General features: G+C 63.1%; 21 protein-coding genes, 1 other RNA gene and 2 pseudogenes. 16 read left to right on the forward strand and 8 right to left on the reverse strand.

Annotated elements, in window-relative coordinates:
* Positions 1-116: 116 nt before the first annotated feature.
* A complete protein-coding gene (locus tag ACYG9Y_RS06800; RefSeq protein WP_023739873.1) occupies positions 117-1,139 on the forward strand; it encodes an ArsR/SmtB family transcription factor in 1,023 nt (340 codons plus the stop codon).
* The gene (gene metF / locus ACYG9Y_RS06805; RefSeq protein WP_023688016.1) at positions 1,139-2,056 is read left to right on the forward strand and encodes a methylenetetrahydrofolate reductase [NAD(P)H]; all 918 of its coding nucleotides are present in this window, start codon (positions 1,139-1,141) and stop codon (positions 2,054-2,056) included. Before ACYG9Y_RS06800 ends, metF begins: the two co-directional genes overlap by 1 nt.
* A 449-nt stretch (positions 2,057-2,505) precedes the next feature.
* Here the strand turns inward: metF and ACYG9Y_RS06810 are convergent, their stop codons facing one another.
* Entirely contained in the window at positions 2,506-3,423 is a 918-nt protein-coding gene (locus tag ACYG9Y_RS06810; RefSeq protein WP_023733081.1) for a DMT family transporter, read from the reverse strand.
* A 211-nt stretch (positions 3,424-3,634) separates the two neighbouring features.
* On the opposite strand from ACYG9Y_RS06810, the gene ACYG9Y_RS06815 reads away from it, so the two are divergent.
* Positions 3,635-4,855 carry an alanine racemase gene (locus tag ACYG9Y_RS06815; RefSeq protein ID WP_460223108.1) on the forward strand — a complete coding sequence of 407 codons (1,221 nt, stop codon included), beginning with the start codon at positions 3,635-3,637 and terminating at the stop codon, positions 4,853-4,855.
* Here ACYG9Y_RS06815 and ACYG9Y_RS06820 read toward each other — a convergent pair.
* Positions 4,852-5,583 (reverse strand): SDR family oxidoreductase, encoded by a 732-nt coding sequence (locus ACYG9Y_RS06820; RefSeq protein WP_023668251.1) that lies wholly within the window; start codon positions 5,581-5,583, stop codon positions 4,852-4,854. The two genes, ACYG9Y_RS06815 and ACYG9Y_RS06820, sit on opposite strands and share 4 nt — an antisense overlap.
* Before the next feature lie 131 nt (positions 5,584-5,714).
* On the opposite strand from ACYG9Y_RS06820, the gene ACYG9Y_RS06825 reads away from it, so the two are divergent.
* Together ACYG9Y_RS06825 and ACYG9Y_RS06830 are read left to right on the forward strand one after the other, a co-directional pair.
* Complete coding sequence (locus ACYG9Y_RS06825; protein ID WP_023739872.1) at positions 5,715-6,236, forward strand: LysR family transcriptional regulator; 522 nt, start codon at positions 5,715-5,717, stop codon at positions 6,234-6,236.
* 37 nt (positions 6,237-6,273) lie between these two features.
* Positions 6,274-6,615: a LysR substrate-binding domain-containing protein gene (locus tag ACYG9Y_RS06830; protein ID WP_023739871.1), complete on the forward strand. Its 342-nt coding sequence runs from the start codon at positions 6,274-6,276 to the stop codon at positions 6,613-6,615.
* A 25-nt stretch (positions 6,616-6,640) separates the two neighbouring features.
* On the opposite strand, the gene ACYG9Y_RS06835 is transcribed toward ACYG9Y_RS06830, so the two are convergent.
* Both ACYG9Y_RS06835 and ACYG9Y_RS06840 read right to left on the reverse strand, forming a co-directional pair.
* Positions 6,641-7,870 (reverse strand): lytic murein transglycosylase, encoded by a 1,230-nt coding sequence (locus tag ACYG9Y_RS06835; protein ID WP_023682152.1) that lies wholly within the window; start codon positions 7,868-7,870, stop codon positions 6,641-6,643.
* A gap of 32 nt (positions 7,871-7,902) precedes the next feature.
* Positions 7,903-8,700, reverse strand: a complete 798-nt coding sequence (locus ACYG9Y_RS06840) for a glycoside hydrolase family 25 protein (RefSeq protein ID WP_023682151.1) — start codon at positions 8,698-8,700, stop codon at positions 7,903-7,905.
* 283 nt (positions 8,701-8,983) lie between these two features.
* Here ACYG9Y_RS06840 and ACYG9Y_RS06845 point away from each other — a divergent pair, with 283 nt between their 5' ends.
* Entirely contained in the window at positions 8,984-10,363 is a 1,380-nt protein-coding gene (locus ACYG9Y_RS06845; protein ID WP_023690860.1) for a serine hydrolase domain-containing protein, read from the forward strand.
* A gap of 123 nt (positions 10,364-10,486) precedes the next feature.
* On the opposite strand, the pseudogene ACYG9Y_RS06850 reads toward ACYG9Y_RS06845, so the two are convergent.
* From ACYG9Y_RS06850 to ACYG9Y_RS06860, 3 genes and pseudogenes are all read right to left on the reverse strand, one after another.
* Positions 10,487-11,143: pseudogene (locus ACYG9Y_RS06850) on the reverse strand (class I SAM-dependent methyltransferase); the annotation flags it as partial.
* Entirely contained in the window at positions 11,140-12,438 is a 1,299-nt protein-coding gene (locus ACYG9Y_RS06855) for a BtaA family protein (protein WP_031201832.1), read from the reverse strand. The gene ACYG9Y_RS06855 and the pseudogene ACYG9Y_RS06850, both read right to left, overlap by 4 nt.
* A gap of 31 nt (positions 12,439-12,469) precedes the next feature.
* On the reverse strand, positions 12,470-16,429 hold the full coding sequence (locus ACYG9Y_RS06860; RefSeq protein WP_023739869.1) for a hydantoinase B/oxoprolinase family protein: 3,960 nt from the start codon (positions 16,427-16,429) through the stop codon (positions 12,470-12,472).
* 177 nt (positions 16,430-16,606) lie between these two features.
* Between ACYG9Y_RS06860 and ACYG9Y_RS06865 the strand changes: the two genes are divergently transcribed.
* From ACYG9Y_RS06865 to ACYG9Y_RS06890, 6 genes and pseudogenes are all read left to right on the forward strand, one after another.
* Positions 16,607-16,804 carry a hypothetical protein gene (locus ACYG9Y_RS06865; protein WP_023668260.1) on the forward strand — a complete coding sequence of 66 codons (198 nt, stop codon included), beginning with the start codon at positions 16,607-16,609 and terminating at the stop codon, positions 16,802-16,804.
* Between the two features lie 208 nt (positions 16,805-17,012).
* Positions 17,013-17,732, forward strand: coding sequence for a J domain-containing protein (locus ACYG9Y_RS06870; RefSeq protein ID WP_023739868.1), 720 nt, complete (start codon positions 17,013-17,015; stop codon positions 17,730-17,732).
* Complete coding sequence (locus ACYG9Y_RS06875) at positions 17,729-18,496, forward strand: N-acetylmuramoyl-L-alanine amidase (RefSeq protein WP_023739867.1); 768 nt, start codon at positions 17,729-17,731, stop codon at positions 18,494-18,496. The genes ACYG9Y_RS06870 and ACYG9Y_RS06875 overlap by 4 nt, the downstream gene beginning before the upstream one ends.
* A gap of 184 nt (positions 18,497-18,680) precedes the next feature.
* Entirely contained in the window at positions 18,681-19,385 is a 705-nt protein-coding gene (locus ACYG9Y_RS06880; RefSeq protein WP_023739866.1) for a lytic transglycosylase domain-containing protein, read from the forward strand.
* A gap of 50 nt (positions 19,386-19,435) precedes the next feature.
* Positions 19,436-19,832, forward strand: an RNA gene (gene rnpB, locus ACYG9Y_RS06885) — RNase P RNA component class A.
* A 178-nt stretch (positions 19,833-20,010) separates the two neighbouring features.
* Positions 20,011-20,370 (forward strand): annotated as a pseudogene (locus ACYG9Y_RS06890) (type II toxin-antitoxin system ParD family antitoxin).
* Positions 20,371-20,455: 85 nt separating this feature from the next.
* Here the strand turns inward: ACYG9Y_RS06890 and ACYG9Y_RS06895 are convergent.
* Complete coding sequence (locus tag ACYG9Y_RS06895) at positions 20,456-21,571, reverse strand: cystathionine gamma-lyase (protein WP_023739865.1); 1,116 nt, start codon at positions 21,569-21,571, stop codon at positions 20,456-20,458.
* 401 nt (positions 21,572-21,972) lie between these two features.
* Between ACYG9Y_RS06895 and mraZ the strand changes: the two genes are divergently transcribed.
* The 4 genes from mraZ to ACYG9Y_RS06915 are packed head-to-tail and all read left to right on the forward strand — an operon-like array spanning position 21,973 to position 25,595.
* Positions 21,973-22,446, forward strand: coding sequence for a division/cell wall cluster transcriptional repressor MraZ (gene mraZ, locus ACYG9Y_RS06900; protein ID WP_023739864.1), 474 nt, complete (start codon positions 21,973-21,975; stop codon positions 22,444-22,446).
* Positions 22,443-23,459, forward strand: coding sequence for a 16S rRNA (cytosine(1402)-N(4))-methyltransferase RsmH (gene rsmH / locus ACYG9Y_RS06905; protein WP_023739863.1), 1,017 nt, complete (start codon positions 22,443-22,445; stop codon positions 23,457-23,459). Before mraZ ends, rsmH begins: the two co-directional genes overlap by 4 nt.
* 4 nt (positions 23,460-23,463) lie before the next feature.
* Positions 23,464-23,856 carry a cell division protein FtsL gene (gene ftsL / locus ACYG9Y_RS06910; protein WP_023739862.1) on the forward strand — a complete coding sequence of 131 codons (393 nt, stop codon included), beginning with the start codon at positions 23,464-23,466 and terminating at the stop codon, positions 23,854-23,856.
* A gap of 14 nt (positions 23,857-23,870) precedes the next feature.
* Complete coding sequence (locus tag ACYG9Y_RS06915) at positions 23,871-25,595, forward strand: peptidoglycan D,D-transpeptidase FtsI family protein (protein WP_023739861.1); 1,725 nt, start codon at positions 23,871-23,873, stop codon at positions 25,593-25,595.
* Positions 25,596-25,606: the final 11 nt, after the last annotated feature.

The following is a 25,606-nucleotide window of genomic DNA, read 5'->3' on the forward strand; positions in this document are numbered from 1 at the left end:
TCTCAGGCGGGGATCATGTGTGCGGCATTTTCTTGTCAGGAAGCGACATAGGCCTTGCCATGTCGTCAAAGCTGACATAAACATATGTTTATATCTTTTTCAACGAGAACGCGCCGATGCATGTTTCGCTCGATACGATGGTTGATACGTTGAAGGCTGCGGCCGAATCGAGCCGGCTCCGCATCCTGGCGCTGCTGTCGCGCGGCGATCTCACCGTGTCCGACCTCACCGAGATCCTCAGCCAGTCGCAACCGCGGGTGTCGCGGCATTTGAAGCTGCTGCTGGAGGCCGGGTTGATCGGCCGCTACCAGGAGGGCTCGTGGGCCTTCTTCCGGCTGTCGGATACGGATTCCGCGCGCGACTTCGTCATGGGGCTGGTCTCTGGCATTCGCGGCGCCGATCCACAGGTCGAGCGCGATCTCGAGCGGTTGGCATCGGTCAAGCGCAAGCGCCAGGACCGTGCCGCCGAGTATTTCTCCGAGAACGCCGCCAGCTGGGATCACATCCGCTCGCTGCATGTGCCGGACCGCGCGGTGGAAGCCGCACTCCTCAAGCTGGTCGGCAAGCGGCCATTCCAGTCGATGCTAGATCTCGGCACTGGTACCGGGCGGCTGCTGGAGATATTTTCGCCGCTCTACCGGCGCGGCGTCGGCATCGACATGTCGCGGGAAATGCTGACGGTGGCGCGGGCCAATCTCGACAAGGCAGGCATCGCCAATGCGCAGGTCCGCCAAGGCGACATTTTCGCGCCGCCGGTCGAGCGCGACGCCTTCGACCTCGTCACCATCCATCAGGTGCTGCACTATCTCGACGATCCGGCACGCGCCATTCGCGAGGCGGCGCGGCTGCTGCGTCCGGCGGGCCGGCTGGTGATCGTCGACTTCGCGCCGCATGCGCTGGAATTCCTGCGCGACCAGCATGCGCATGTCAGGCTGGGCTTTTCCGACCGCCAGATCTCCGAATGGTTTGCCGAGGCCGGGCTTGATCTCGAGGATGCCCAGGAATTCGAGCCGCGCGGCGGCAACGAAGCCAGGCTCACCGTCAAGCTGTGGCTCGGCCGCGACCGCCGCATGCTGATCGCCGAGCCTTCAAATGACACCCAACCTACCAAAGCGTACCCTATGGGGGAAATCGCCTGATGAACCAGTTCCGCTTTTCCCGCCGTCCCGACATTGGCGACAAGGTGCGCGTCTCCTTCGAGTTCTTCCCGCCGAAGACCGACGAGATGGAAGCCAGGCTCTGGGACACCGTCACCAGGCTGGAGCCGCTGAAGCCGAGATTCGTCTCGGTGACCTACGGCGCCGGCGGCTCGACGCGGGAGCGCACGGCGCGCACGGTCAAGCGCATCCTGAACGAGACGACGCTGACGCCGGCGGCGCACATGACCTGCGTCGACGCCGCCCGCCATGAGGTCGATGCCGTGGTCCGCGAATTCGCCGATATGGGCGTGAAGCGCTTCGTTGCGTTGCGCGGCGATCCGGCGGCGGGTGTCGGTACGGCCTACCGGCCGCATCCCGATGGCTATGCCAATGGCGCCGAACTTGTCGGAGCGCTGAAGGACGCCGGCGATTTCGACATCTCGGTCTCGGCCTATCCCGAAAAGCATCCGGAAAGCCCCGACTTCGCCACCGACTTCGACATGCTGAAGCGCAAGGCCGACAATGGCGCGACGCGGGCGATCACCCAGTTCTTCTTCGACAACGATCTCTACGAGCGTTATGTCGAGAAGGCGCGCCGTGCCGGCATCTACATCCCGATCGTGCCCGGCATCCTGCCGGTGCACAATTTCACCCAGGTCGCCAATTTCTCGGCGCGCTGCGGCGCGCTGGTGCCGGCATGGCTGGCCGAGCGTTTCGAAGGGCTGCACAACGATCCGCAGACGCATGCGCTCGTGGCGTCTGCCGTGGCGGCCGAGCAGGTGCTCGATCTCGTCGAGCGCGGCGTCAGCGACTTCCATTTCTACACCATGAACCGGGCCGACCTGGTGTTTGCCATCTGCCATATGATCGGCATCCGCTCCCACGAAACAGAGGCAGCTGGATCCGCCGCCGCCTGAGCTTCATCGTGGTATGAAATCTGAAATGCAAAAGGCCGGGCGAAACACCCGGCCTTTCGAATTTGTGGGCTATTGCTGCTGTTCTTCCGCTCCGGCGGTTACGGAAGAACACCTATGATAAGGGCGCCAATGAAGGCAAATGCAGCACAGATCATCAATGCGTTGATTGGCCTCGTAAGTCCCATGTCATAGTCTCCTCTTCAAGAGCTATGGGTGGAGTCTAGGGGCATTTGTGCCACAGGCAAGCGGAAAATATGCTGCAATGCGACGCGATTGTGGAATTTGCGACCTGCCACCTGTCGTTAAGCGTTGAAACTCTTCGGCAAAAGCCGCTGGCAGCCTGTGAATAAATTGTGACGCCGCCGTGGCGAAAGCGAGGCATGGCAGCGCTACCAGACCTAAAGCGCGTCGTTGTCCCAAAACCGCTGCGCACTTTTGGTCGACAGGCATTAGCGCCGACCAAACAACCGCCCGTCGATCGTCACCAGGCCAAGCGCGATTAGTGCCATGCCGCAGAACTCAAACAGAGCGAGCCGCTCGCCGAGGAACAGGAGGCCGAGCAGGATGGCGCTGGCCGGGACGATGAGCGTGACCAGCGAGGCGTTGGTGGCGCCGGCCGAGGCGACGACGTTGAAATAGAGGATGTAGGCGAAGGCGGTGGAGAGCAGCGCCAGCGCCAGCACCGCCGTCCAGACCGGCGGCGAGGCCGAGAACAGGCCGGCCGGGCCATAGGTGAGCAGCACCACCGGGATCATGATGATGGTCGACGCCGTCAATTGTCCGGTGGCGATGACCGGCGAGGGCACGCCCTTGAAGCGGCGGGCAATCATCAGCGCGACGGCGTATGACAGCGAGGCGCCGATCAGCGCGAATTTCGCCCAGACCGGGCCGCCGAGCCCGGCCAGCAGGCCGGGGCCGATCATGACAGCGGTGCCGGCGATGCCGAGCCCGATGCCGGCAAGCTTGTTCCAGGAGAGCTTTTCGTCCGCTGTCAGCGCGTTGGCGAGGATCAGCGTCCAGAACGGCGTCGTCGCATTGAGCACCGAGGCGACGCCGGCGCCAAGCGCGGTCTGGCCGGCAAAGATCAGCGAGAACGGGACGACATTGTTGGCGAGCGCCAAAAGGAAAAACAGGCCGGCATGCGGGAAGGCGAGGCGGAAGGACGGACCGCGAATGCCGAGATAGAGCTGCAGTGCAATGGCCGCAATGGCAACGCGAAACAGCACCAGCACCAGCGGGTGCATTTCGGCAACGGCGATGCGGGCAAAGAAGAACGAGCCGCCCCAGATGGCGCCGAGCAGCAGAAGCTGTCCCCAGTCCCTCAGCGTCATCGGTCCGCGCTGCACGGCTGTCGTGGCTATTGCCATCGTGAACGTCCTTCCCCGCGGCATCAATGCCAGCCACTCAGGCAGAAGGCATATCGGGTCCGGCGACAAGAGCCACCCGAAACCTGATTGCTGGCAACAGTGCTGCCAGGAGGATGCGCCGCTGGGTCAGTGCCCGCCAGACACAGAATTGTTTTCTTTGGCCGCTAGCTTGGATTAATTGTGCGCAGCCGAGAAGTCAGGGGATTCGTCCATGCAGCAATTCGAGAATGCCCGCGAGGCGGCGCTGGCGCTTCGGCCGGACGATCCGGTCTACTGCTTTCGCCCGCAGGTGCTGAAGGCGGATGCCAAACAGTTCATGGGCATGTTTCCCGGCAAGACCGCCTACGCAGTCAAGACCAATGGCGAGCAGATCGTGCTCAAGGCGCTGGTCGAAGCCGGCGTCACCGCCTTCGATGTGGCCTCGCCCGGCGAGTTCGCCGCCGTGCGCGCCGTCTCACCCGACGCCGAGATGCTCTACATGCATCCGGTCAAGGCGCAGTCGGACATCAAGCTTGCGCTGGAAAAATACGCCATCCGGGTCATTTCGCTCGACCATGAGGACGAGATCACCAAGCTGACGCGGGTGGTGCGGGCGCTTGACATCGATCCGGGCTCCATCAGCGTGTTCGTGCGAATCCAGACCAAGGGTTCGGCGGCCTATGAACTGTCGAAGAAATTCGGCGCCGGGCCGGCCTATGCGGTGGAACTCGCCGAGCGGCTCAACCGCACCGGCTACAAGGTCGGCCTGTGCTTCCATGTCGGCAGCCAGATCGAGGATCCCGACACCTATGAACGGGCGCTGGCCTCCGCCGATTGGGTGCGCAACCGGCTGACCTTCGACATTGCGGGCCTCGATGTCGGCGGCGGCTTTCCCGCCGAGTACGGCCATGACCCCAATCGCAAGCAGATCGAGATGCCGTCGCTCGGCCAGATCATGTCGCGGCTGTCGGGCGACCTGAGGGAATACCAGTTCGACCAGATCCCGTTGGTGGCCGAGCCCGGCCGGGTGATCGTGGCGCGCTGCCTGTCGCTGATCGTGCGGGTGCTGCTGCGCAAGGGCAAGCGGCTCTACATCAATGACGGCATCTGGGCGTCGCTGTCGGATTCTTGGACCGGCAAGATCACACTGCCGGCCCGCTTCATCCCCGATCCGGCGATCCGCTCGCGCAATGGCGAGGAGAAGAACATCGTGCCGTTCAAGGTCTGCGGCGCGACCTGCGATTCCGTCGACATCCTGTCGCGGCCGTTCTGGCTGCCGGAAACCGTCGACACCGGCGACTGGATCGAGATCGGCCATATCGGCGCCTATTCGCTGTCGCTAAGAACCCGCTTCAACGGCTTTTATCCCGATACCTTCGTCGAGGTGACGACACCCTTCGATGAAGGCGATGCGCCGCAGGGATTCGCCAGCCTAGAGACGATGGCGGACTAAGCGACCCCGCCACCGGCCTGGATATTCTCGCCGGTCAGCCAGCGGGCCTCGTCGCTGGCCAGGAAGACCGCGACATCGGCAACGTCGCGGGGCGCGCCGATCCTGCCAAATGGAGACATGCCGGCCGCCACGGCGCGATCGCGCTCGGGAAGCAGGTCCGTGTCGGTGAAGCCAGGCGACAGCGCATTCACGGTGATGCCGCGCGGTCCGAGTTCACGCGAGAGCACACGGACGAATTGTTCGACGGCGCCCTTGCTGCCGAGATAGAGCGCCGTTTGCGTGAAGAACATCTTGGTGCCGCCGGTGGAGACCGCGATGATGCGGCCGCCGTTTCGCACACGGCGCGCTGCTTCCTGAAGCACGAAGAACGTGCCCTTGGCATTGGTGCCGAAGACATGGTCGAAATCGGCTTCGGTTGCCTCGGTCAGAGGCTTGATGACGGCGACGCCGACATTGGCAACCACGATGTCGATCGCGCCGAACTCACTCTCAGCCTCGTCAAACAGGCGATGAATATCCGAGACGCTTGATATGTCGGCCTGGACGGCCATCGCCTTTCCTCCCTTGCCGGCGATGGCGGCCACGACCTCGTCAGCGGCTTCGTGGTTGCCGACATAGTTGACGACGACGGCAGCGCCCTTGGAGGCGAGGCCTTCGGCGATGGCTCGCCCAATGCCGCGCGAACTGCCGGTGACGAGTGCGGTTTTGCCTTGCAAGGACTTGGGCATGATACGTTTCCTTCAATCATTCAGGCCCGTGCCGGTTTCATCCGACGGGTCTGCTAGTCGAGAAATAGGGCCATGCAACTGATCAGATAATGGCCTATTATCTGACTAGCTTGTTAATCTAGGGATACACAATGCGCGGTTCTGAATTCGCCGAGCTCAAGGCATTTGCCGCAATCGTGGAAGAGCGTAGTTTCGTCCGCGCCGCCGCCCGGCTGCGTGTTTCCCCGCCGGCGCTCAGCCAGTCGATCCGGCAACTGGAGGCTCGCATCGGCGTCAGGTTGCTGAATCGCACGACGCGTAGTGTTTCACCCACTGGTGCCGGCGAGACGCTGTTTGCGCGCCTTGCCGTTGCGTTCGAAGAGCTAGAGGGCGCCGTAGCGGACATTCATGCCGCGCGTGATCGACCGGCGGGTTCGCTACGAATAAACGTGCCGCGTGTTGCCGCGGTGCGGTTCATCGGCCCGATCCTTGGCGACTTCCAACGCGCCTATCCTGATATCGCGCTGACCGTCATCGTCGACGATACGCTGACCGACATTGTTCGAGGACGGTTCGATGCCGGAATCAGGCTTGGCGAGCGGCTGGAGAAGGACATGGTGGCAGTGAAACTGAGCGGGGATTTGCAGATGGCGGCGGTGGCCGCTCCCGTCTAATCTCGAAAATCGGGCCATACCGCGCCATCCGCAGGAGTTGCATCAGCACCAATGCATAACATTCCAGTGGCCTGGTGGCGGCAACCTCTATCGATGGGAGTTCGCGCGCGGCAAACGGTCTCTGGAAATCGCCGTCGAGGGCAGCCTGACTGTTAACGACACCGAGCTGATGCTGAACGCGGCGCTGGGTGGAGCAGGCGTTGCCTACATGATCGACTATCAGGTCCAGTCCTGGATCAATGCGGGCAGGCTGATGAGATTTCTAGAGCCCTGGTCGCCCAGCTTTCCAGGCTTCTTCCTGTATCACCCGAGTTCGAGGCACGTCCCCCCGGCTTTGCGGGCATTTATCGACTTCGTCCGGGCAAGGAGTAGGGAATAAGGAACCCAGCTTGGGCAGATTCTACTCACAGTTTCCCCAAAAGCTCCGGCGTCGGCCAGCCGTCGACCGGCATGCCGAGCCGCATCTGTTCCTTGCGGATGGCTTCGCGGGTGTTGGTGCCCAGAATGCCGTCGACGGTGCCGACGTCATAGCCCCTGGCTTCGAGCTTGGTCTGCAATTCCTTCATCTGGTCGCCATTGAGCCCGGTTTCGGGATTGCGCGGGTCGAACTGCTTTGCCCCGGCCAGCCGGCTGGCGAAGTTGGCGGCGGTCAGCGCGTAGGTGAAGGACTGGTTCCATTCGAGATAGACGTCGAAATTGTCGTAGGCGAGGAAGGCCGGACCTTTGCGGCCCATCGGCAGCGCCAGGCCGGCCTTCAGGCCATTGTCGATCAGCGGCGTGCCATCGGGATTGGTGACGCCCCACGCGGCCCATTGAGACAGCGGCAGCTTGTTGGTGCGGCCGGTCTGCTCCCAGGGCATGTCCTCGGGCACGCGCACTTCCTCGATCCACGGCTGGTCGCGTTTCCAGCCGCGCGACAGCACCTTGTTGGCCGTGGTCATGATCACGTCGGGTACGCTGCGCCTGAGGTCGACGATGCCGTCGCCGTCGCCGTCGACGCCGCGCGCGAGATAGTCGGAAGGCAGGATCTGCGTCTGGCCGATCTCGCCGGCCCAGGCGCCGGTGACGTCGGCCGGAACGACGCCGCGATCGATCAGCGTCAACAGCGGCAGCAGTTGCGGCCGAAACAGCTGCGGGCGGCGGCAGTCATGCGACAGCGTCACCAAGGCGCTCAGCGTGTGGAAATCGCCCTGTACGGCGCCGAAATCGGTCTCCAGCCCCCAGAAGGCGGTGATGATCGGCGCCTGGACACCGAACTGCTGGTCGGCGCGCGCAAAGATTTCGGCGTATTTCTTCAGATTGGCCGCGCCCTGCTTCAGCCGGTAGGCCGAGATCATGCGGTTGGAGAACTGAATGAAGGTCTGGGCGAAGACGCCCTGGGCGCGGTCACGCGCGAGCACCTTGTCGTCGATGGTGGCGGCCTCCAGCGCGTTAAGGCCGACAGCGCCGACACCGGCTGCCTTGGCTTCCGCCGCCACGCCTTGCTTCCAGGTTTCGAAGTCGCCGCCGCATTCCTGCGCCGCCGCCGGCATCGCCGTAGCGCCGAGCAGCAGGGCCGCGAGCAGCCCGGAGCGCAGGCGGCTCTTCGACTGTTTCCGGCGTAAATATCCCAGTGGCTGCAGGTAGGTGCGCATGGGACGTCGAAAAGCAGGCGGCAGAGCCGGTGTCAACGGGTGTTCTGCCGCAGCCACTTTTTCCAGGCTGCCTCAGTGCCGTTGAAGACGTTGATATCGGACTTGCCGTTCATGCCGGGCACGATACCGGTTCCGGTGTATTGCCAGAAGGTGAAAGGGTGGCTGCCGTACTTCTGGCGGGGGTGGCCGGCCACCGAGCGCAGCCAGTAGGGATAGCCGCGGAAGGTCGCAAGGTCGTTATCGTCGAAGAAGTCGACCGAGGTGTAGATGATCGGCTTCTTGCCATAGTGCCGCTCGATCATCTCGAGAAAGGTGGTCATTTCGGCCCGCACCGTCGCTGAATCCGGGCGCAGCCGGCAGGTCGGCGATTGCGGGTTCCACTCCATGTCGAGCACCGGCGGCATGGCCGAGCGGTCGACGGGCACGTTCTGGATGAACCAGCGCGCCTGGGTGGCGGCAGGCGTGCAGAAATAGAAGAAATGGTAGGCCGCGCGCGGAATGCCATTGGCCTTGGTGCGCGACCAATGCTCGTTGAAATACTCGTCGAAACGGTCGCCGCCCTCGGTCGCCTTGATGAAGGCGAAGGAGATGCCGCTGGCCTTGGCCGTCGGCCAGTCGACCGAGGTCTGGTATTTGGAGACGTCGGTGCCGTGAACGGCATAGTTCCAAGGCGCGCCGCTATCCCATTCATGCGGCTTGGAGTCTTCGAAACGCGGTGCACGCACGGCAACCGTCGGGCTGCTGGATGGCGACATCGAGGGCACGAGATCGCCGGCGGTCGAGCAGGCGGCCAGCAGCGTCAACGTGATGAGGGCCGCGAAACGGCGCATCGCATTTCCCGAGCCGGAATCAGCCGGTCGCTGTTGGGTTGTCGTTGCAGGTGCCCCTCAGGCGATCGCCCCACAGCATCGCCTGATACGCTATTTTCGTGCATGTCGTTGTTCCAAAACCGCTGCGCACTTTTGGGCGACATGCACCAGTGATCGCCGATCATGGTTGATAACAGGTTGACGGCGCTCGACAAGAACACCGATTTTGCGGAAGCAATGGCGGCAAATCGATGACATAAATCGGGCCGCAAGCCACGGGCAGCGGAAAAGCAGGGACGGAAAGATGCGGATCGCCGTGAAGATCATCAAATGGCTGCTCGGCCTGGTCGTGTTGGCCATAGCCGCCCTGTTTACCTGGCTCTACGTCGCGCCGCCCGAACTGATCCGCGTCGGTTCCGGCTATTCCGCCAAGATTGTCTGCTCGAATGTTTTTATCGCCGGCCGTGATCCCAATGAGGTGCTTGCCATCGACGTGCAGGCGCCCGGCCATCCGCTTCTCAGGCTGATGAAGGTGTCGGTCGACAAGAACAGGGGGACCGTCTCGGCCGGGCTGCTTGGCTTCCTCGGCAAGAGCGTTGCTGTTGCGCGCGCCGGCCTGGGTTGCGCCTCGGTTCCTGATGGCGACGTCGGCAAGGCACGGCGCACGTCAATCCCTGCCGAGGCGTCGGCGGCCACCAAGGGCGATCTGTGGCCCGAGGGAGATCGAGTCGATGCCTCGCAAAATCCCGAAATCAACAAGATCCTCGACGGTGCGGCGATGACCGGCATCGGCATGCGCGCCGTGGTGGTGGTCAAAAATGGCCGCATTGTTGCGGAGCGTTATGGCGACGGCTTTTCGGCGAAAACGCCGCTGCTGGGCTGGTCGATGACCAAGACAGTCAACGCCGCGCTCGTCGGCACGCTGGTCAAGGACGGCAAGATGGCGGTGACCAATCAGGGCCTGTTCGGCTCATGGAAGGCGGACGGCCGCGCCGCCATCAGCCTTGCCGATATGATGGCGATGTCGAGCGGACTCGAGTTCAACGAGGATTATGGCGACGTTGCCGATGTGACGCGCATGCTCTACCTCGAACCGGATATGGCGGGCTTCGCCGAGGCCAAGCCGCTGACCGGCGACGTCGGCAAGGTCTTTTCCTATTCGAGCGGCACGGCGGTGATGCTGTCGCGGCTGTGGCAGGATGCTATCGGCGACAAGGACAAGGCGCTGATGTGGCCAAGGGCAGCGCTGTTCGGGCCGCTCGGCATGCAAAGCGCGGTGCTCGAAACCGACGAGGAGGGTACCTTTGTCGGCTCATCCTACCTCTATGCCACGGGGCATGACTGGGCGCGGTTCGGCCAATTCCTGCTGCAGGGCGGCGTCTGGAACGGCAACCAGATCCTGCCGGCCGGTTTCGTCGACTGGATGCGCGAACCGGCACCGGCCTCGAAAGTCTACGGCAAGGGGCAACTTTGGATCGAAGCCCCGGGGGACGAAGGAAATCCCGGCGCCGGCGTCGCCGCCGGCCTGCCCAACGATACCTACTGGATGGAGGGCCATGACGGCCAGACGGTCGCCATCATCCCGTCGGAGCAACTGGTGGTGGTGCGGCTGGGGTTGACGCCGGCCAAGCTCGGCTACCGGCCGCAGGTGATGGTCGGCGCGCTGATGAAGGCACTGCGCTAGCTCCCTTTACCCTCCCCTTGATGGGGAGGGCGGGGGCGTAGCGCCGGGCGGGGTGCCTGGCACTTCACCCCTACCCGCGCCTTCAGCGCGACCTCCCCCATCGAGGGGGAGGTAAGAGTGCGCGATCTTGACGACCGCCAGCCAGGCATAGCCGCGATAAAGCGCGCGGAAACAGAAGCTTGCGCCGGTTCGCCGAGATTCCGATTCCAAGACTTCGCGCAATGATTCACGTGGGGTGACATGGAATTTCTTGAGCCAGCCGCGCAGCAATGTCCGGAACCAGTTGGGCAAGCCTTCCTGCTGGCCGAAATCGACGACATGCAGCGAGCCGCCGGGCGCGAGTGCCGCAAGGGCTGCCGAAACCGTCTTTTCCCAACCGGGGATCATCGACAGCGAATAGGACACGAAGATGCGGTCGAAGCGCTCGACGCCGAACAGCGTCTTGGCGTCGAAATCGGTGGCGTCGCCGCGCGCCAGCACGGCGCGGCCGGACAGGCCGTCGCGGCCGATCGCCTTGCTCGCCGTCTCCAGCATCTCGGCCGAGATGTCGAGGCCGTAGAAGAGGGCGTCGGGATAGCGGCGGGCGGCAAGCGCGATGTTGCGGCCGGTGCCGCAGCCAAGTTCGAGCACTCTGCCATTCGCCGGCACATCCAGCCCGGCTATCATCTGGTCGCGGCCAAGCAGATAGTATTTGCGGGTCAGGTCGTAGATATGGCGTTGCCAGCGATAGACGCCGTCCATCAGTTCGGCATGGTCGGCCGGCAGCTCGCTCGCGCTCATGCCGCGCGCTTCACATAGAGGTGGAAGCCGCCATAGATGGCCGAGCGGTCGCGGGCCGAACAGTCGCGCGAGGCCTCGTCCTCGTAGGTCCACTGGTCGAGCAGCGAGATCGAGACGCGGCCCGGCAGCAGGCTGGGCTCGGCGGCGGTACGGAAGATGACTCGGGCGCCGACCGAGGCGGTGCGGGTGATCTCCGACCAAAGGGCATTGAGCTGGTCGTTCGTCATCCAGTCCTGCGCGTCGAGCAGGACGAAACGATCGACGGTGCTTGCGTCCTTGCCGGCCAGAAATTCGATCAGATTGGCGTGGTGGATGCCGACGCGATCGACATTGTTGCGGATCGCCTTGTAGTTGGCCTCTTCTAGATAGGCGGGCAGGGCGGCCTCACCCGGATTGGGATAGCGACGGGCGAAGGCTTGCCAAGCGAAGTAGTTGTTCTTCAGTGGAAAATCGCAAGCGAGCTTTTCCAGCCGGGCCTTCAGCACGCTGGCCATCGAACCATCGCCCGAGGTGATCAGCGAATCGTACTGCGCCGGCGGAATGCCGAGGCCGAACAGCGAAGCCTTGCGCGAGGTAGCCCAGCGCAACAGCTTCTTGTCGAAGACCGGCGCCAGCTCTTCGTTGAAGAAGCGGCGCTGGTCGGCGAGGCTCTTCGACGCCATGATACCGGCGGGATCGACGCCGAAGAATTTGGCGATGCGGTGGCCCATGGCGATGAACAGGCCGAGCAGGCCGGTCTGGTAGAAATTGCGGTCGAAGACGGTGATGCGCCGGCGGCCGGGCCAGCTGCGACGCTCCCAATAGTGGCGGCTGACCGGGTCGAGATGCGGCGCGATGAAGCGGTCATAGGCTTGCGAATTGTGGCTGGTGCCGGCGGCGCCGAAGAAACGGAACAGATCGCCCTGCGAGGGCAGATGCCGCACCGCCTCCAGCTTCATCCGGTTCAAGGCGATGTGGGCGGCGTTGAGGTCGACCGCATCGACGCGTTCAGGCGAGCGGGTGAGGTAGGCGAGGATGTTGCAGCCGCCCGACGCTATGGTGACGACGCGGTGACCCTGGCCAAGCTGCATGGCCTCCATGTCGACTTCAGGGTCTTCCCAGATCTGCGGATAGACGAGACCGGAAAACAAGAGGGCGAACAGCCGCTCCGAGATGCCGGCCTTCGACAGCGGGCGGTTCTGGTAGACGGCTTTTCCAACTTCCTTGCCGCGGCGAAAAACGAGATCCGAGGAGACGTCCGTCATGGCAAAGTGATTCCCCATTTGCTTTGCCGCAAGCGGGTAACTCAGGGGCATGACAGGCGGGTGACAGCCTGTTGACGCGAGTTCAGGCCTTGCCAAATCCCCCGGGTGTCGGCGTCGTCAGGATGACGGCGTCGCCGGCGTCGAGCACGGTCTGGTCGCAGGCCTTCAGCGTCTCGGCGCTGCCGTCCTGGCGGCGGACCTTGGTCGAGCCGACCTCGCCGTCACCGCCGCCGTCGAGGCCTTGCGGCGGGCGGTTGCGGTGCGAGGACAGGATGGCGCATTCCATCTTTTCGAGGAAACGGATGGTGCGCCTGGTGCCGTCACCGGCATCCCATTTGCCTTTGCCGCCGGAGCCATCGCGAATGTGGAAATCCTCGAGCAGCACGGGAAAGCGCAATTCCAGCACCTCCGGGTCGGTCAGGCGCGAATTGGTCATGTGGGTGTGGACGCCGGATGTCCCGGCAAAGCCGCGGCCGGAGTTCATCCGGCCTGCCGGCGAGCCGGAGCAGATGGTCTCGTAATACTGGTACTGCTTGTTGCCGAAGGTCAGGTTGTTCATCGTGCCTTGCGCATTGGCCATGGCACCCATGGCGCCGAACAGGGCGTTTGTGACATGCTGCGAGGTCTCGACATTGCCGGCGACGACGGCGGCGGGGTAGGCGGGCTTCAGCATCGAGCCGTCGGGGATGATGATGTTGATCGGCCGCAGGCAGCCGGCATTCATCGGGATCATGTCCTCGACCATGACACGGAAGGCATAGAGCACGGCTGCGCGGGCGACGGGCTCGGGCGCGTTGAAATTGTTCTTCTCGACCTTCGACGTTCCGGTGAAGTCCACGGTCGCCTCGCGCTTTTGCCGATCGACGGTAATCTTCACCTTGATCACCTGGCCGGTGTCGGTCGGGTATTCGTACTCGGAACTATCTGGCAGCCGCTCCAGCACGCGGCGCACGCTTTCGGCGGCGTTGTCCTGGACATGGCCCATATAGGCTTCAACGACATCGAGGCCGAAATGGGTGACCATCTTGCGCAATTCCGCCACGCCCTTTTCGTTCGCGGCGATCTGCGCCTTGAGGTCGGCGATGTTCTGGTGCGGGTTGCGGGCGGGGTAGGGGTGGTCGGTGAGCAGCGTTTGCAACTCCGCCTCGCGGAATTTTCCACGATCGACGACCCGGAAATTGTCGAACAGCACGCCTTCCTCATCGACAGTGGTGGCGAGCGGCGTCATCGAGCCGGGCGCGGTGCCGCCAATATCGGCGTGATGGCCGCGTGAGGCCGCCCAGAACAGGATTTCCTCCCCCCTAGAAGGGGAGGTGGCGGCGGAGCCGCCGGAGGGGGTCGCTGCGGCAGTGCTCGACGCCCTTGCGGTGCCTTCTGAGAGGACCCCACCCGGCCGCTGCGCGGCCACCCTCCCCTCAAGGGGGAGGGAAAACACCGGCGTCACCACGGTGATGTCGGGCAGATGCGTGCCGCCATTGTAAGGTGCGTTCAGCGCAAAGACGTCGCCGGGGTGGATGTCGCCGGAGTTCAGCCGGATGATGGTTTCGACCGAGCGATCCATTGAGCCGAGATGCACCGGCATGTGCGGCGCGTTGGCGACCAGCGCGCCGTGGCGGTCGAAGACGGCGCAGGAGAAATCCAGCCTTTCCTTGATGTTGACGGAATAGGCGGTGTTCTGCAGCGTAACGCCCATCTGTTCGGCGATCGACATGAAGAGGTTGTTGAAGACCTCCAGCATCACCGGATCGGCTTCGGTACCGAGGGCAGCCGTGCGAACTTTCCGTTCGGTGCGGCGGATGACGACGTGATTGAGGTTGGTGATTTCGGCCCGCCAGCCCGGCTCGACGACGATGGTCTGGTTCGGCTCGATGATCAAAGCGGGGCCTGCGATCAGGTTGGATGGGCGCAGATTTTCGCGACGATGGATGCCGGCCTCATGCCAGCGGCCCTCGGTATAGATGCGCCGCGTTCCGGACGCACCCGCTTCAACCCTTGCCGGTCCGGCGGGCGCAACGGCTTCGGCCGTGGTCTCGACGATCTCGGCGCCTTCCACGCCAACGGTCTCGACGATCATCGGCTTGTCATCATAGACGAACCCGAACTGCGCCTTGTGGGCGATTTCGAAATCGCGCCTGGCCTGGAAGATCGAGTCGCCTTCGAAATTCACCGGCAGCGTGGTGTCGGTGCCGTCATAGCGGATGTGCAGCACCGGCTTTGCCGCAATCTTGTCCTCGGCGATGCCTTGCGCTACCAATTCGGCGATGACGGCTTTTTTCAACGTGCCGATGAGGCTGCCCATCTGGGTCCTGGATTCTTCGGCAAGCGGCTTCAGGAGCGCCTGCTGGCGCGACGCGAAAACCGACGACAGGCCGATACCATAGGCTGAGAGCAGACCGGAGAAGGGGTGGATCAGTACCGCCTCCATGCCGAGCGCGTCGGCAACCAGGCAGGCATGCTGGCCGCCGGCGCCGCCAAAACAGTTCAAGAGATATTCAGTGACGTCATAGCCGCGCTGCACGGAGATCTTCTTGATGGCATTGGCCATGTTTTCCACCGCGATGGTGACGAAGCCTTCGGCGACGGCTTCCGGCGTGCGGCCATCGCCGATTTCGACGGCCAGCGCAGCGAATTTTTTGCGCACGGCGGCCACATCGAGCGGCTGGTCCTGGCCTGGGCCGAAAATTGCCGGGAAGAAATCGGGCTGCAGCTTGCCCAGCATGACATTGGCGTCGGTGACGGCCAGCGGGCCGCCGCGCCGGTAGGCGGCGGGGCCAGGATTGGCGCCGGCGGAATCCGGGCCGGCGCGGAAACGGCCGGCTTCGTAGTGCAGGATCGAGCCGCCGCCGGCAGCGACGGTATGGATGCGCATCATCGGCGCACGGATGCGCACGCCGGCGACCTCGGTGTCGAAGGCGCGCTCATACTCGCCGTCATAATGGGCGACGTCGGTCGAGGTGCCGCCCATGTCGAAACCGATGACTTTCTCGAATCCGGCGAGTTTCGCCGTCTCGACCATGCCGACGACACCGCCGGCCGGGCCGGACAGCAGCGCGTCCTTGCCCTGAAACATGTCGGCGGCGGTAAGCCCGCCCGACGACATCATGAACATCAGGCGAGGGTTCTCCCTCCCCCTCGAGGGGAGGGTGGCGGCGAAGCCGCCGGGTGGGGTCGCCGCGGCAGTGCTCGACGCTTTGGTGGTGCCTCCTGAGAGAACCCCCTCTGTCGGCTTTGCCGACTGCCCTTCGCTATGGCTCCGGGCGTTCGTCGCTGAAAAAGCCAAATCGTTGGCTTTTTCTCGGCCTTTGGCCGACCGCTCCTCACCCCCCACAAGTGGGGAGATTGGCGTCGCGCCCAGTTCTCCCGCCACCCTTTGCACATAGCGCGACAGGATCGGCGACAGATAGGCATCGACCACGGTGGTGTCGCCGCGGCCGACCAGTTTGATCAGCGGCGAGACTTCATGGCTGACCGAGACTTGGCTGAACCCGATCTTGCGGCAGACTTTCGCCACCGCCTTCTCGTGGTCGGGATATTTCCAGGCATGCATGAAGACGATGGCCACCGCATCGATGCCGTCGGCCTTCGCCTGTTCGATGGCGGGCCGGCAGGCGGCGATGTCGAGCAAGCGCTCGACCTCGCCATTGGCGCGCACACGCTCGTCGATCTCGATGACTCGCTCGTAGAGCTGTTCGGGAAGGATGATCTCCTTGGCGAAGATGTCCGGCCGCGCCTGATAGGCGATCTTCAGCGCGTCGCGAAAGCCCTTGGTGATGAGCAAAAGCACACGGTCGCCCTTGCGCTCCAGCAGCGCATTCGTGGCAACGGTGGTACCCATCTTGACGTCACCGACCAGGCCCGGAGGAATAGCGGTGCCGGATTTCAGCCCCAGAAGCTCGCGGATGCCGGCTATGGCCGCGTCGGGATAGGCTTCGGGATTTTCCGACAGGAATTTCCTGGGATGCAAACCGCCTTGCGGATCACGTCCGATCACGTCGGTAAAGGTGCCGCCGCGGTCGATCCAAAAATCCCATTTCTTGTCCACGCAGAACTCCGGCATTGCATTTGGGTCCAGACTGTTAGTTCGGCATCGCCCGGCCCGCAATCGGTAGTGCGCGGATGTTACATCAGGAAACGCAACGTTACGAAACTCATGGCCGTTTGATGCATTTTGCCTTCGACCGTTCACCGCAACGTGAGCGTGTGTTGAAGGAGAGATGTCATGAAAAAGCTCATTCTTGCTTCCGTTTCCGCCCTGGCCCTGTTCGGCGTTGCCGCCTGCAGCGACAGCGGTACGGATAACACCACCACCCAGAGCACCAATCCGCCAGCCGCCGAGCCCATGAAGCCGGCGACGCCGGATGCACCGAAGCCTGCAGAACCGGCTCCGGCAACACCTGCTCCTGCCCCCGCGCAGTAGCAGCAGTCCCGGTCACTTTGACGTGACGAGAGAGGAGGCCGGCTCCGCGCCGGCCTTCCTGCGTTTAGGTCAATTCGGGGCTCAAGGGCCTTGAACCGGCTCTTTTCTACGGTTTGGGATCTGGCGCGTCGGTTGCTTGCGCAAATCGATCCACTCTGCGGCGCTGTCTTGGCTTGATAGCAATGGCCGGCGGCCCTAATAAGCGCTCATGTCGATTTGGGATCGCCTCGGCGACTTCATCAACCGCGTTTCATCTTCAGCCACGTCCGGTGTAGCCGATGTGGTCGAGGCCGTGCGCACGGTTTTCTCCGGTGACGCTGATCTGCGCCGGCGCGTCGCCTTCTCTGTGGCGATGATTGCGCTGTCAGCCAAGATGGCCAAGGCCGATGGCATCGTCACCCAGGACGAGGTTCGCGCGTTCCAGGAAATATTTGAGGTGCCGCGAGAACAGACCCGCAATGTGGCGCGGCTTTACGATCTGGCCAAGCGCGACGTCGCCGGGTTCGAGACCTATGCCGAGAGTATGGCGCAGATGTGCGGCTCGGGCCATTCGAACTGCGTCATGCTGGAAGACATACTCGACGGTCTGTTCCACATCGCCAAGGCGGACGGGCTGGTGCATGAGCGCGAAGGCGTTTTCCTGCACCGTATTGCCGAGATTTTTCGCATCGACGAGGTGCACTACGAAGCCATCCTGGCCAGGCACGTCAATCTCGGGGCCGGCGATCCCTATATCGTGCTCGGCATTGAGCGCGGCAAGCCGTTCGAGGAGGTCAGGAAGCGGTACCGCAAGCTGGTCTCCGACAATCATCCGGACCGCCTGATCGCGCGCGGCCTGCCGCAGGAATTCATCAAGATTGCAACGACCAGGGTCGCGGCTATCAACGCGGCCTATGAAATGATCGAGCGGGGCCTCAGGCACGCATGACCGGCTTCTCGCCCGACGAGCCAAGCGCGGAGGTCAGGGTATCGCCGAATTTCGGCCCGCGGCGCGAAACGCTCAGGCCCGATATGATCGTGCTGCACTATACCGGCATGGCGACGGGTGCTGCCGCGGAAGCCTGGTTGTGCAACCCCAAAAGCGAAGTCTCGTCGCACTACCTCGTCCATGAGGATGGCCGCATCATCCAGATGGTGCGCGAAAGCGACCGCGCCTGGCATGCCGGTGCAAGTTCCTGGTTCGGTCGTCGCGACATCAACTCCTGTTCGGTCGGCATCGAAATCGTCAATCCCGGCCATTCGCTCGGCTATTCGGCCTTTCCCAAGCGGCAGGTGGAAGCGGTGATCGGGCTTTGCCTTGGTATCATCGAACGCCATTCCATTACGGCGCAAAGGGTGCTTGCCCATTCCGACATCGCGCCGGGGCGCAAGATCGACCCGGGCGAGAAATTCCCCTGGAATGCGCTGTTTGCGGCCGGGGTCGGCCATCTCGTGCCTGCGGCGCCGGTCCGGCGCGGCGCGGTGCTGAAAGCCGGCGATACCGGCGCCGAGGTCGAGACACTGCAGTCGATGCTGGCGCTCTATGGCTATGGCGTTGAGATATCAGGTGTCTTCGACCGCCAGACCGAAATCGTCGTCGAAGCTTTTCAGCGGCATTTCCGACCGCGCCTGGTGGATGGTGTCGCCGACGGCTCTACGTCTAGCACGCTGCAAAGCCTGCTGACTTCCCTTACGTCAGTTGCCTCTAAATAATCTTTTTCTGATATTCAAGTTACAGCCTGTCACTGAAAGTGAATTGCCTCGCCTTGTTCGACACAAATTCCGCCCTCAAAGGCGGTTCGTGCAAGTTATCGGACCTCCAGCCCCCCGGATGCTCCGATATTGATTAGGCGTTGCTGCGTGAAGATCTTCGCGCGGCCAAACAGAACGGGACCACATGCAGAAATTGACCGTTGTAACGGCAGCTATTGCTGCCGGCGTAATGACTTTTGCCTTCAGCACGGCCGATGCCGCACCACTGAGCCAGAGGGCGGACCAGGGCTTCATCGCCGCACCCGCCAAAGCCACCATGACGAAGGCAAACCCAACAGCAAAAAGGGCAATCACCGCGAAAGGGCGCAAAGCAGCCGTGGTGAAAGCCAGAAAAGCCACGGCCAAGAGGCATTTTAAGCGCAACAGGAAGAGCGTCGACCTGACGACGACCGCATCGATCCGCCCAAGCACCGCTGCGGAGTCGACTGCGGCAGCCGCGCTTGGCGGCCAGTATTCGGCAATCATTGCCCGCTATGCTGCGGCCGAAGGCGTGCCGGTGTCGCTGGCCCAGGCGGTCATCAAGATCGAGAGCAACTACCGGCCGAACATCGTCGGCAGCGCGGGTGAAATCGGCCTGATGCAGATCAAGCCGGCAACGGCGCGGATGATGGGGTATAGCGGCTCCGCCAAGGGTCTGTTCGATCCCGACACCAACATCAAATACGGCATGAAGTACCTTGCCATGGCGCGCAATCTCGGCGGCGGCACCACCTGCGGCACGATCCTGAAATACAATGCCGGCCATGCCGCGACGAGGATGAACCCGGTGTCGGCGGCCTATTGCGGCAAGGTCAAGGTGCAGTTGGCGGCATTGGGATCGCCGGCATAAGTCTGCTTTTTCATTTGCGTTTTGGAACGTGAACCCCTTTATACGCTCTGCCAGCTGGCCGGGCGGCCGCACCCGCAAAGCCGAAAGGCTGCGGGTGAGGAAAGTCCGGGCTCCATGGAAACACGGTGCCGGTTAATGGCCGGCGGGGGCGACCCCAGGGAAAGTGCCACAGAAAGCAAACCGCCACGATTTATCGGGGCAAGGGTGAAAGGGTGGGGTAAGAGCCCACCGCGCGACTGGCAACAGGAGCGGCACGGTAAACCCCACCGGGAGCAAGACCGAATAGGGACGGTGCGAGGGGAAACCTTCAGGGCTGTTTCCGGCTCACCGTCCGGGTAGGTTGCGTGAGGCGCATGGCAACATGCGCCCAAGATGAATGGCCGCCACGTTCTCGCCCCGAAAGGGGCGAGGGCCATACAAAACCCGGCTTACAGGCCAGCTGGCAATTTCTCCCCATATCGCGATTAATCCTTTGGGATCAGCAGTCTGCGCCTTCGGGCGCAGCTGACGATTCAGGTGCTTGAGCGATTGAATCAACTGCACCGGGTGGGTCGAGACAAACGCATTCTTGAAGCTGGTACGATTAATCGTACCATGATCGTCGTGGTTTGATCAGGAGCACGCCATGGGTCATGTCGACAAACGCAGCATCACGCTTTCGCCGGAACTGGCGGGGGCGGTCGACGACGTCGTGGCCGCCGGCGAATATGCCTCGGCCAGCGAAGTGATCCGTGACGCACTGCGGCAATGAAAAGACCGCCGCGATCTTCTCGGCTACACGGTCGAGGAATTGCGCAGGCTGATTCAGGAGGGGATCGACAGCGGACCGGGACGATTTGCGTCGATGGACGAGATCAAAGCCGAAGCACGTAAGGACAGGTTGTCTGACGACCTTGAGAGCGGGAGGATAGACGGACATCTGTTCATGAAGCGCTTGCAAGCCAAATATGCCGCAGTGACTGAGGCAAGGGACTCGAAGAAGTGAGATCGCTTCAGAGGTTGACGCTGCCCCTCATCCCCCTGCCGGGACCTTCTCCCCGTACAGTGACGGGGAGAAGGGGCAAGCCGCCTCAGATGCCGATCTTGTCCAGCGATGCCTCGATCGCCTGCCAGAGTTCTTCCACCGGCTCGCAGCCCACCGACAGGCGCACGAAGCCGGGCGGAACCGAATCTCCTCGCTTGGCCCGCCGCTCGGCGGAGGTGTGGACACCCCCGAACGACGTTGCCGCCTGCATCAGCGTGCAGTTGTTGATGAAATCCTCGGCCTTCTCCTGGGAAGCGAGTTCGAAGGACACGAGGAAGCCGAAGCGCTCCATCTGCGCCCGGGCCAGGTTGTGCGACGGGTCGCCCTCCAGCCCGGGGTAGCGCAAGCCGCTAACGGCGCGATGGTCTTTCAGGCGCTTCACGATCACCTCGGCAGAAGAACACATGCGGTCGAAGCGTACGTCCAGCGTCTCCAGGCCGCGATGCACCAGCCAAGCCTCGAACGGGCCGGGAATGCCGCCCGCGGTCTCGCGCCAGCCGGTGACGGCCGCGATGATATCTGGATTGCGACTGGCGACATGGCCGAACAGCACGTCGGAATGCCCGTTGGCCGCCTTGGTGTCGGCAGCAACGACGATGTCGGCGCCGAGATCGAGCGGACGCTGGCCGAACGGCGTCATCGTGGTGTTGTCGACGACGACGATCGCGCCCGCTTGGTGCGCGGCCTCGGTGACGGCTGTGATGTCGCAAATGTCCAATCGCGGATTTGACGGGGTTTCAACGTAGACAAGGCGGTAGCCGTCGAAGCCGCCGTCGAGGAATGTAGCTGTCGGCCGCAGATCATAGGCGACGCCGAAGGGCTTGAGGAAACGTTCGGCCAGCGCGCGTGTGGCATGGTAGCCGTCCGAAGGCAAAAGCACGCGGTCGCCGGATTTCAACAGGCCGAAAAACACCGCCGAGATTGCCGCCATTCCTGAGGGGAAGCCGACGCATGGCGCGTCTTCGAGATGCGCCAGCATGTGCTCGACTGCATCCCAGGTGGCATTGCTGTAACGGCCGTACTGACTGTAGCCGGCGCCGTCGGCCGGGTTGTGGAAAATAGCGGCCATGGTCAGCGGCAATGGGATGGGGTCGCCTTTGGCAAGTCCGTCGCGACGCAGATGGGCAAGGGAGGCCGCGCGGGACCTGGCTGTTTCGGGCATGGATTTCTGACCTTGTTGCTCAGCGAAAAGACTGACGACGCTATTCGCGGCAGTGATGCGCGGCAAGCCGCTTCCGCTTGGGCCAGCCCGCTCTAACGGTTCGTTAGGCTTAATGGGAGATAAAGACGGGAGTGTTGTCAGAGCTGCTCTCACCGGTTGTGGCGCGCGCGTTTGTGAAGCCTGTTCCCGTTGACGCCCATAGTGCCCCATGATATCCCATTTCGATACCAAAGCCTTCGTTCCGCGTCAGGGTAAAGCGTACGCCAATCGGGCAGCCGCGGCGGCTGTGCGTTTGCGGGGTTTTGCCGCTGGGATCGAAGCGGATTTTCGGCAGGGGACGCGCTTCGGCGCGGACGAAAACATGGAGAGGGGTGCGGCGGCGGAAGCGGCTGCAGCGTGTCATGGACCGGTTTCTGTCAAGCGCGGTGAACAGGATCGATGCGAAGGGGCGGGTCTCCGTTCCGGCGCATTTCCGCGCGGTCGTGCAGAAGCGTGGATATTCGGAACTCTATGCGCTGCGCGGCCTGGACGTGCCTGCGATGGATGTCGGCGGGCTCGATCTGCTCGACCGCTACGAGCAGCGCATCGCGCTGGAAGACCCTTTTTTGCAGACGGCCGACGATATGTCGTTCTTCTGCCATGGCGACGGGACGTTCCTGAAGCTCGATCAGGATGGCCGCATCACGATGAGCGATTTCATCCGCGAGCATACGGGCATCACGAGCGAAGTGGCCTTTGTCGGCCGCGGCAATTTCTTTCAAGTTTGGGAGCCTGGACGGCTGACCGCCTATGGGGCGCAGGCGCGGGCCCGGCTTTTGCAGCTTCGGCAGGGGACGAAGGCTCACGAGGGCAAGGCTGGGGAGCGACCGGAATGATGGCGGATCACGGCGATGATCTCAGCGCCGTTGGCGGACCGGTCCGCCACATTCCGGTCCTCCTAGCCGAAGTGCTGGAAGCGCTCTTGCCCAAAGAAGGCGATGTGATCGTCGACGGCACGTTCGGCGCCGGCGGCTACACCAAGGCGATCCTGGCGAGCGGCGCCTCGGTGGTGGCGATCGATCGCGATCCCGATGCGATTGCCGCCGGGCGCGGCCTGGAACAGCAATCCGGCGGCAGGCTGAGGCTGGTGCAGGCGCCGTTCTCGACGCTGGACGAGCAGGTCGAAAGCGCCGACGGCGTGGTGCTCGACATCGGCATTTCCTCCATGCAGGTCGACCAGCCCGAGCGCGGCTTTTCGTTCCGCACGGACGGGCCGCTCGACATGCGCATGGCGCAGGCGGGGTTGAGTGCTGCCGACGTTGTCAATTCATTCAAGATGGGCGACTTGGCTCGCATCTTCGGCTTCCTTGGCGAAGAGCGTAACGCCGGGCGCATTGCCCGCATGATCGAGAGCCGCCGCGAAAAACGGTTGTTCGAGCGCACGCTCGATCTCGCCGACGCCATCGAGACGCATATCGGCCGCGCGCCGAAAGACAAGATCCATCCGGCCACCCGCGTCTTCCAGGCGCTGCGCATTTTCGTCAATGACGAGTTGGGCGAATTGGCCAAGGCTCTGGTGGCGTCGGAGCGGGTATTGAAGCCCGGCGGGCGGCTTGCCGTGGTGACGTTCCATTCGCTGGAAGACCGCATCGTCAAGCGGTTCATCGCCGACCGCGCCGACGTCGCCACCGGCTCACGTCATTTGCCCGAGGCGCATGCCCGCACCGCGACCTTCCGCAAGGCCGGTGGCGGCGTGACGGCAGGCGATGCCGAAGTCGCTGCCAATCCGCGGGCGCGCTCGGCCAGGCTGCGTGCCGCCATCCGCACCGAGGCGCCGGCGCGCGCCGGTGATCTCACCGTTTTCGGACTTCCAAAACTTCCCGGCATCCAACTGCCGCGAGAGAGGTGAATACGTGTTTCGAACCAGCGACATAGTCCTGATCGCCGTCATGGTCTCGGCCGCGGCCCTGACCTACAAGGCCAAGCGCGAGGCCGAGGAACAGCTGGCTTCGGTGCAGAAGATCGAGGCGCAGATCCGCTATGAGGAGGACACGATCGACCTGCTCAAGGCCGACTGGAGCCTGCTGACCCAGCCGTCGCGCCTGCAGAAGCTGGCTGAAATCTACAAATCGCAGCTCGCACTCGAGCCGGTCAATGCGCGGCAGATCGTCGGGTTCGACGACCTGCCGGCAAAACCGCTCAACATCGAGGACCTATCGTCGCAGCGGCTTGGCGGCATGGCCGACAATTCCGGCAAAGGACCAGCCGACAAGGATCCCGTGGTGACCGGAGCCATCGTCCAATGATCGCTGGATTTCCAATGCGCGCCAAACTTCCGTCGGTCGGCAAATTGCTGAAGCGCCGCGCACGGACCGGCGAGGACGGCTCCATCGTGGTCGAAGGCGCGCGCAAGGCGACCGGCGGCAAGGCCAAGACCCGCATCGTGATGACGATGGCGGTGTTCTTCGGCATTTATTCGACCATCGCCGGGCGGCTGGTCTATCTCGGTTTCCAGTCCCCCGACATGTCGAATGGGCCGCAAAGCCGGGTGACGGCGTCGCGTCCCGACATCGTCGACCGCAACGGCGAGGTGCTGGCGACCGACATCAAGACGGCATCGCTGTTTGCCGAGCCGCGCCGCATCGTCGATGCCGACGAGGCGATCGAAAAGCTGTCGACCATTCTGCCAGATATCGACCCCGAGCAGACCTATCACAAGCTGAAAAGCGGCGCCGGCTTCGTCTGGCTGCAGCGGCAGCTGACGCCCAAGCAGCAGGCCGACATCATGCAGCTCGGCATTCCCGGAATCGGCTTTCGCACCGAAAAGCGCCGCTTCTATCCTGCCGGCGTGACCTCGTCCTACATTGTCGGCCTCACCAACATCGACAATCAGGGCATCTCCGGCATGGAGAAGTACATTGACGAGCAGGGCCTGAGCGACCTGCAGGCCTCAGGCTTGGCGATCGCCAAGGATCTGAAGCCGGTTCAGCTGTCGATCGACCTGCGCGTCCAGCATGTGGTGCGCGACGAGATTGCCGCCGGCCTCGAGCGCTATCGCGCCATGGGCGCCGGCGCCGTCGTGCTCAACATCAAGACCGGCGAAGTGGTGGCGATGGCCTCGGTGCCGGATTTCGATCCGAACAATCCCTTCAATGCGCAGGACAAGGATCGGCTGAACCGCATGTCGGCCGGCCTCTACGAGATGGGATCGACCTTCAAGAGCTTTACCTCGGCCATGGCACTCGATTCCGGCAAGGCGAATATGAACAGCCGTTTCGACGCCTCGCACCCAATCCGGGTCGGCCATCAGGCCATCCACGATTTCCATGGCAAGAACCGCGTGCTGTCATTGCCGGAGGTGTTCCTTTACTCCTCCAACATCGGATCGGCGCGTGAGGCCGAGATGGTCGGCATCGAGGGGCACCGCGAATTCCTGCATCGCCTTGGCCTTTTGGACAGGATGCAGACCGAACTGCCTGAGGTCGCGCGCCCGACCGAACCGAAGGTTTGGAAACAGGTCAACTCCTTCACCATCGCCTTCGGCCATGGCGTGTCGACGACGCCGCTGCAGGCCGCCGTCGGCTGCGCGGCGCTGATGCAGGGCTACCTGATCCCGCCGACTTTCCTGGTCCGCAGCGAGCAGGATGCCATGGTGGTGGCCAAGAGAGTGGTCAGCGAAAAGACTGTGGAGGGCATGCGCTACCTCTATACGCTCAATGCCGAGAAAGGCTCGGCCAGAAACGCCAGGGCCCCCGGCTACCGCGTTGGCGGCAAGACCGGAACCGCCGAGAAGGTCATCAATGGCCGCTACTCGAAGGAACTGAATTTCAACACCTTCGTCGCTGCCTTCCCGATGGACGATCCGCAATATCTGGTGTTTACGATCGCTGACGCTCCGCACCCGGAAAAGCCCGGGATGACCGACGTCGCCGCCAACAATGCGGGTGTCATGGCCGGAAACATCATCAGGCGGGCAGCCGCCATGCTTGGCGTGAAGCCAGATTTCAGCCATGAAAATGGCGCAACGCTGGTTTCCTATCAGTGATTCTTAGGGCG

The organism is Mesorhizobium sp. W050 (genome assembly GCF_054719535.1).